Source organism: Lacisediminimonas sp. (assembly GCF_030645335.1).
Taxonomy (GTDB): domain Bacteria; phylum Pseudomonadota; class Gammaproteobacteria; order Burkholderiales; family Burkholderiaceae_D; genus Lacisediminimonas.
In genome coordinates this window covers 24,283-31,514 of record NZ_JAUSNH010000163.1, presented here as the reverse complement: position 1 = coordinate 31,514, position 7,232 = coordinate 24,283, and the positions used below count along the sequence as shown (strand labels likewise).

The 7,232-nt window shown below is 61.4% G+C and carries 7 protein-coding genes; 6 read left to right on the top strand and 1 reads right to left on the bottom strand.

Features of this window, described 5'->3' with window-relative positions:
* Positions 1-203: 203 nt before the first annotated feature.
* From Q7T64_RS11410 to Q7T64_RS11400, 3 genes are read left to right on the top strand one after another with little or no spacing between them, the layout of a single operon-like run.
* Positions 204-1,076, top strand: coding sequence for an ABC transporter ATP-binding protein (locus tag Q7T64_RS11410; RefSeq protein ID WP_304795619.1), 873 nt, complete (start codon positions 204-206; stop codon positions 1,074-1,076).
* A gap of 6 nt (positions 1,077-1,082) precedes the next feature.
* The gene (locus Q7T64_RS11405; protein ID WP_304795617.1) at positions 1,083-1,364 is read left to right on the top strand and encodes a hypothetical protein; all 282 of its coding nucleotides are present in this window, start codon (positions 1,083-1,085) and stop codon (positions 1,362-1,364) included.
* Positions 1,365-1,370: 6 nt separating this feature from the next.
* A complete protein-coding gene (locus tag Q7T64_RS11400) occupies positions 1,371-2,669 on the top strand; it encodes a methylenetetrahydrofolate reductase C-terminal domain-containing protein (RefSeq protein ID WP_304795614.1) in 1,299 nt (432 codons plus the stop codon).
* Positions 2,670-2,716: 47 nt separating this feature from the next.
* On the opposite strand, the gene Q7T64_RS11395 is transcribed toward Q7T64_RS11400, so the two are convergent.
* Positions 2,717-3,418 carry a Crp/Fnr family transcriptional regulator gene (locus Q7T64_RS11395; protein ID WP_304795612.1) on the bottom strand — a complete coding sequence of 234 codons (702 nt, stop codon included), beginning with the start codon at positions 3,416-3,418 and terminating at the stop codon, positions 2,717-2,719.
* 343 nt (positions 3,419-3,761) lie between these two features.
* Here Q7T64_RS11395 and Q7T64_RS11390 point away from each other — a divergent pair, with 343 nt between their 5' ends.
* The 3 genes from Q7T64_RS11390 (at position 3,762) to Q7T64_RS11380 (ending at position 7,223) form a co-directional block, all read left to right on the top strand.
* Complete coding sequence (locus Q7T64_RS11390; protein ID WP_304795610.1) at positions 3,762-4,583, top strand: aspartate dehydrogenase; 822 nt, start codon at positions 3,762-3,764, stop codon at positions 4,581-4,583.
* A gap of 124 nt (positions 4,584-4,707) precedes the next feature.
* Positions 4,708-5,586 (top strand): enoyl-CoA hydratase/isomerase family protein, encoded by an 879-nt coding sequence (locus tag Q7T64_RS11385; protein WP_304795608.1) that lies wholly within the window; start codon positions 4,708-4,710, stop codon positions 5,584-5,586.
* 20 nt (positions 5,587-5,606) lie between these two features.
* The gene (locus tag Q7T64_RS11380) at positions 5,607-7,223 is read left to right on the top strand and encodes an acyl-CoA synthetase (RefSeq protein WP_304795606.1); all 1,617 of its coding nucleotides are present in this window, start codon (positions 5,607-5,609) and stop codon (positions 7,221-7,223) included.
* The last annotated feature ends 9 nt before the right edge of the window (positions 7,224-7,232 follow it).

Genomic DNA, 7,232 nt, shown 5'->3' with positions numbered 1-7,232 from the left:
CGACCCGGCCGGGGCGTATCAAGCAAGTCATCCATGTCGACTTGCCGCGTCCGCGCACGACCAAAATCCTGACCTCGCCCGAGTTCCTTCGCCTGAAGGATGAGGCAATCGAGGCCGTGCACGAAGAAGCTGTCAAGGCCTTCGTCAGCGGCGAAAAAGAATATTCCTGAGCAGTGATCCACGCCGTGCCGCAAGGACCAGATATGCGTAATGACAATCCGCCAGACCTGCAATCTTCACCACGATTGAAGGGTAATGTCCAACTGCAAAAAGTAGGCAAAGTCTACCAGAGCGGCGACAAGTACGAAGTAATCCTGCGCGACTGTACGTTTGACATCCCGCCAGGCAAGCTGACGGTCTTGATCGGGCCTTCCGGCTGCGGCAAGAGCACCTTGATCAAACTGGTCGCCGGCTACGACAATCCGACCGCCGGCGCGATCTTGATGGACCAGCAGCCGATCAATTCAATCGGCCCGGACCGTACCGTGGTTTTTCAGGAAACCGCGTTGTTCCCCTGGATGAGCTTGCAGGACAACGTCATGTTCGGCCCCATCCAGCAAGGCATGGACCGCGCGCAGGCGCACGAGCAGGCTCACAAGCTGTTGACCAAGGTTGGATTGGCAGGATTTGAAACGAAGTTCCCGGACCAGGTGTCGGGCGGCATGCAGCGGCGCGCCGAGGTGGCGCGCGCGCTAATCAACAACCCCAAGCTGATGATGCTCGACGAACCGTTTCGCGGGCTTGACCATATGTCGCGCGGTTTGATGCAGGAATACTTTTCGACCCTGTTCGAAGAAACCGGGATGACCACCCTGTTCGTGACCTCGGAAGTGGACGAAGCGATTTTTCTCGCAGACCGGATCGTGGTGCTGAGCTACAAGCCCACCTGCGTCAAGGAAATCGTGGATGTGCCGCTGCCGCGCCCGCGCCAGTTCAGCATGTTGACCACGCCGGTCTACGCCAGGTTGAAGGAACATATCCTGGGCTTGTTGTACGAGGAGGCGCTGAAGGGCTTTGCCGCGGGCGCAATAGGTGCGAAAGAAATCGAGCAATTGACCAGCGCTGTACAGGGATAGGCTCCCATGAGCCTGGTCTTAATGGAAAACCACCGCGCAGTGCAGCCGGCGCCAGCCAGGAACTTCATTCGTGAAGCGCTAGCGGCCAGGAATTTTTTCTGGACGCTGGAGTTCGTGCCGTCAGCTGACAAGGTGCTGCGCGACCAACTAAACCAGAGCGCGCCTTTGCTGGCTGCGGCCGGCCATGCTGCTGCCGTGGCCGGTTTTTCCGTTTCCGACCGGGTGCACTCGGACCGCGATCCGGACCCGGTCGCGACCGCATCCCATATTGCATCTCGCTCCGGATAACAGCCGGTGGTGCACTGGTCCGGCAAGGGCCGCGAGCAGGAAGACTTGCAGCGCTCGGTGGCGCGCATGGCCGATATGGGCCTGGACAACATGTTGGTCTTGACAGGCGACAAACTGAAGGAGCCCAGCCAAGGCGTGCGCGACCGTTACCTGGAGTCGGTGCCTGCGGTAAGTCTGGTCAAGTGCTGGCGACCCGAGACCCTGGTCGCGGTGGCGATCAATCCATTCAAGTACCGCGAAGAAGATGCTATGGCCCAGTACCTGAAACTGGGCAAGAAAGTCGGCGCTGGTGCCGATTTTGCGATCGCGCAGGTCGGTTTCGACCATGCCAAGCATGAAGAGCTGGCCGAGTGGGTCGAGCACCGCAACTTTGCGCTGCCGCTGGTGGCCAACCTGATGCTGTTGCGCGCGCGCAGTGCGCGTTTCATGCGCAAGCACCAGCTGGCGGGCGTGACGGTCACTGATTCATTCCTGGAGTTGCTGGAAGTGGAAGAGAAGTTGCCCGACCAGGGCGCGCAGCGCAGCATGCGTCGTCTGGCGCTGCAAATCTGTGGTTTGAAATTACTGGGTTACGCTGGTGTGCAGTTGACCGGCATGCACGCGCCGGTGCAATTGCAGCGGCTGGACGACCAGGTCAGCGAGCTGGGGGAGCTGTGCCGCGATGCCAGCGTGTGGCGCCAGGCATGGCAGGAATGCATGAGCTTTCCGCAGGGAGCCAGTGTCGCGGTTGCGCCGCGCAATGCCTGGTATCGGGCGGCGTCGTTTTCGGCGCCAGTATCGCCGCTGCCAGTTGCCGCGCGCGCGTTGCCGCCGGCGCATGCCAGCGCGATGGAGCGGTTCAGGTATCGGGCGCTGGCCGCAACACATGCGGCGCTGTTTGCCGGCGGGCCTGTGGCCTGGTTGCTTGGCCGTGCACTGGTGTCAATCAGGCAGCGTCACGGCAAGCCGGACAATGCGGTGCGGAGTTTCGAATGGCTGGTCAAGCATCCGCTGGTGGGTTGCGAAACCTGCGGCATGTGCCGCCTGGAAGCAACCCAGTATGTCTGTCCCGAGACTTGTCCAAAAGGTCTGGCCAATGGCCCTTGCGGCGGCACTAGCGAAAACTTGTGCGAGTTTCGCGACCGCGAATGCATACACAGCGCGAAATACCGGATTGCCAAGGATGAAGGGGTGCTGGAGCAACTGGAAACTTGGCTGGTGCCTGCCGTGCCGGCAAAAATTCGCGGCAGTTCGTCCTATCCCCCGCACTTCCGCGGAAAAGGCGTGCAGATACGCGTGGTGAGATTCCACCGCAAAAACGACTGAGCCATCGAGCCTGGCGCCTGGCTGGATGTCGGCGATGGCCGCGCCGCTCAGCCGTCGCGGCCCATTTCCGCGGCACGCTGCAAATCGCCCGGCGACACGATCACGATCGCGCGCCCATTCATCGCCAGCCAGCCATTGTCAAGAAATTCATGCAGCAAGGCGTTGATGGTCTGGCGCGTCGTGCCGATCATGTCGGCCAGTTCCTGATTGGACACCCGCACCCGCAGCTCTACCTGGTCGCCGACCAGACGCCCATAACTGTGGGCCAGGCGTAGTAGCACGCGCGCCAGCCGCGACTCTGCCTTGTGCTCTGAAATATCGACCATCGAGTCGCACGCCAGCCGCAGGCGTCCGCTCATGTGGCGCACCATGTTGATGGCGATCTGCGGGTACTTCTTCATCATCTTTTCGAAGTCGGTGCGCGAGATGAAGTCCACCACCGATGGTTCCACCGTCTGCGCATAGACGGCCTGGTGCGGCGCGCCGCTTATGCCGCCGGCGCCAAACACATCGCCCGGTACGCAGAACCAGAATATCGTTTGGGTACCGTTGGACGACAGGTGGAAAATCTTGACGGTTCCTTCCCTGAGCACGAACACCCGACGGCCCAGGTCATGCGCCATGAAAATGTAGTCGCCCTTTTCGTAACGCTGCCTGACGGTGTGCAGCGCGAAATCCGGCGCGGCGGCAGGTTCGACGTCGTCAAACAGGTCGAACGTCTCCCAGTACCAGGGCGTAGTCGCTCCCATCACGGACGGCATGCCCGTTGGGCATCTGGTGACGCCGCCGGCAAGCACGCTGGCAAGGGCGCGGCCGCCCAACTACCGGAATTGCAGCGGGATGGGCGGGGCATCTGCAAGCGATGGAATGGATTGGACAATCGAGGTTTGCCTGAAGGGGTGCATGCTGGTCAACATCCAGGTCGCAGCCAATGGCAAACGCCTGCCAAAGCGACCGTCACATCTTACTTTAAGTCATCCATGGGACTCAATTAAATCGTTTGTCGGCGCCCCCTGTCAGCCCCTATATTCTGCCCAAGATGCCGCGCATTCACATAGTGCGCGGGTACGGCGCATAGAGAGAGGGGATGTGATGTCAGCAGGCACTGTAGTGCAATTCAAGATTGGTATAGCCGGATTGGGCGCCATCGGCCAGGCATTGGCGCGCCGGCTGGATAAAGGTGAGATCCCCGGTTGCCAACTGGCGGCAGTGAGCGGTCGCGACCCGGCCAAGACGGCGGCTTTCATTGCCGGGCTGTCAACCCCGGTAGCGTCAGTGGCCTTGGGCGAATTGGCCAGCCATGCGGATATCGTGGTCGAATGCGCACCGTCCGCATTGCTGCGCGAGATCGTCTTGCCGGCAGTGCAGGCAGGCAAAAAGGTGATCGTGTTATCGGTCGGGGCCTTGCTGGCCCATCCGGACCTGATGAGTGGTGCGGCTGGCCCGGGGCAGATCATGGTGCCGACCGGCGCCCTGATCGGGCTGGACGCGGTGACGGCGGCAGCCGTAGGCAAAATCCATTCAGTACGCATGGTCACGCGCAAGCCGCCGCTCGGATTGCTTGGCGCGCCCTACCTGGTCCAGCACGGTATCGAGGTGGCGGGACTGACTGCACCGCTGAAGGTATTTGACGGCAGCGCGCGTGAAGCGGCAGTCGGCTTTCCGGCCAACCTGAATGTGGCAGTGGCGCTGTCCCTCGCCGGCATCGGTCCGGACAAGACCATGCTGGAAATCTGGGCCGATCCGACCGTGGTGCGCAACACGCACACCATCACGGTCGACTCGGATTCGGCAAAATTCACGATGACGATCGAAAATATCCCATCGGAAAATCCCAAGACCGGCCTGATCACGGCGCAGAGTATCGTGGCGATGCTGCGCAAGCTGGCGACGCCGGTACGTATTGGCACGTAAAATCGGGCAGGTAGAGTGGGACCTGGAGCCGGCACATTGAATCCAAAGTACGTCGGCACATGAAATTCAAATCTCGCGCATGGCGCATCAGGCCAGCGCGATCAAACACTGTTGAGGAGTCGTCATGGAATACAAGAATATCAAATGGGAAGTTCTGGCCAACCCTAACCGCCCGGAAGAACGTTCGATCGGCGTGATCACGTTCAATCGCGACGATGTGATGAACGCGATCGACGTCAAGACCCGGGTCGAGCTCGACATCCTGCTGACTGAAATCGCCCACCTGAGCCACATCAAGGTCGTGATCCTGACCGGCGCTGGCCGCGGTTTTTCGGCGGGCGGCGACTTGCGTTCGGAAGCGGGCCCGCTGGGCGCCGGTCCGGAAGATTTCGACATGGGAAATTTCGGCGACTACAAGGAATTGGCACACTACTTCTTCAATGACTTGCGTCACTCGGTGCTGCAACGCTGCTTCCGCAAGCTGGAAGACCTGCCGGCAATCACGATTGCCGCCATCAATGGCGCAGCCGTTGGCATCGGCATGGAAATGGCCATGCTGTGCGACTTGCGCTTTGCTTCCGAGAAGGCCAAGCTGGGTGAAGTCGCGGTACCGGCCGGCTTCTTGCCGGAGTCGGGCGGCGCGCGCAATTTGCCCAAGCTCGTTGGCATCGGCCGCGCGCTGGAAATGATCCTGACCGGCGAGATCATCGGCGGCAAGGAGGCCAAAGAGATCGGCCTGGTCGATCGCCTGATCCCGCATGACGAACTGATGGCGCAAACGATGGCGTTCGCCGGCCAGGTCGCGACCAACCCCTACCTGTCGGTGCGCTACGCCAAGCAATTGGTGAAGTTCTACTGGAATTCGAACCGGACCGAAGAAGGCTGGGGCCGTGAACTCGATGCGATCAAGGAAATCACCCGCACCAAGGATTGCCAGGAAGGCATTCGCGCCTTCCTCGAAAAGCGCCGGCCTGATTTCCGTGGCCCCCAGTATGACAAATGAGATGACAGGTGAGTAGCAACATGAGCACACCCCGGCTGTTCCATCCAAGCATTGCCGTCCCGGCCGATTTCGGTGTCATTCCCGAACGCCTGAACATGACCGGGGAAGCGCTCGACAAATCGCTGGCGCTGGGCCGCGGCAAGCGCGTGGCCTTTGTCGGCCCGGCCGGCTCGCTGACCTATGACGCGCTCAATCTGCAAGTCTGCGGTTTTGCCGCGGCCTGCGCCGCGCGCGGCATACAGCGCGGCGACCGCGTGCTGATCCGCATGTGGAATTGCTTCGAGTTCACGGTCGCCTTGCTGGGCCTGATGAAGATCGGCGCCGTGCCGGTGCTGCAAAATTCCGCCACCGGCGTGGACGATGTCGCCTATGTGCTTGAGCATAGCGATGCCGTTGCCGCCGTGGCGCTGGAAGAACTCGCCGCGCCATTGCGCGCCTTGCGCGACAAACTGCCCAAGGGCCTGATCGTGGCGCGCGGCGCAGCCGCCGACGAACTCAGCTATGAAGCGATGATCGCCACGCCCGCCGTGGGCATGCCGACCGCCGATACGCTGGCCGAAGAGCCGGCAATGATGTGCTACACGTCCGGCACCACCGGCAAGCCAAAAGGCATCGTCCACGCGCATCGCTGGATCATCGGCCGCGGCGAGCCCAACCGCTTGCGGGTGCCGCCGCAGGATGGCGACATCGTGATGGCGTCCGGCGAGTGGACCTTCATCAGCCTGTTGGGTCACAATGTTCTTTTTTCGCTGCGCAATGGCGTGACAGGCGCGGTGCTGGAAGGGCGGGCGTCGCCGGAAAAAGTGTTGCAGACGATCGTCGATTACAAGGTCACGGTCGCGTATGCGGTGCCGACCATCTACCGGATGATCCTGGCGATACCGGGCATCGAGAATCAATACGACCTGTCCTCCCTGCGCGGCTGCAACGCCAGCGGCGAGGCACTGGGCGCGAATGCGCTGGCAGAATGGAAAGCGCGCTTTGGCGTCGATATCTGGGAACACTACGGCATTTCCGAAATGCAGATGGTGCTCGGCCATAGCCCGGTCTTGCCGATCAAGTCGGGCTCGGTCGGCGTGGCCTGGGGTGTCGATGCCCGCATCGTCGATGATGAAGACAATGTGCTGCCGACCGGCACCATCGGCCAGCTGGTATTTGGCACGACCAATAATCCGAGCTTGTTCCTGGGTTACCACAAGGACCCGGCAAAGACGGCGGAGGTGGTGCACGACGGCCTGTTCCGCACCGGCGACCTGGCCTTGCAGGATGAAGAGGGTTACTTCTGGATTTCTGGCCGCAACGATGACTGCTTCAAGAGCAAGGGCATTTTCATTGCCCCGATTGAAGTGGAAAACGTATTGCAGCAGCATCCGGCGATCAGCGAAGCCTGCGTGGTGCCCTTGCCGGACGGCCAGGGCGGCAATCTGATCAGGGCAGTGGTGGTGGCGCCTGGTGTGGGTGCAGACAGCGCGGCACGCGCGGCGCTGGTGGACGAATTGAAGGCGGCCTTGCGTGCGAAAATTGCGCGCAACAAGGTGCCGCATGTGTTCGACTTCGTGGCCGAGTTGCCCAAGTCGTCGAACAACAAGGTATTGCGGCGGGCATTGCCGCCGCACGTGCCTGCGCTCGTGGCCTGAGCGGGCGGC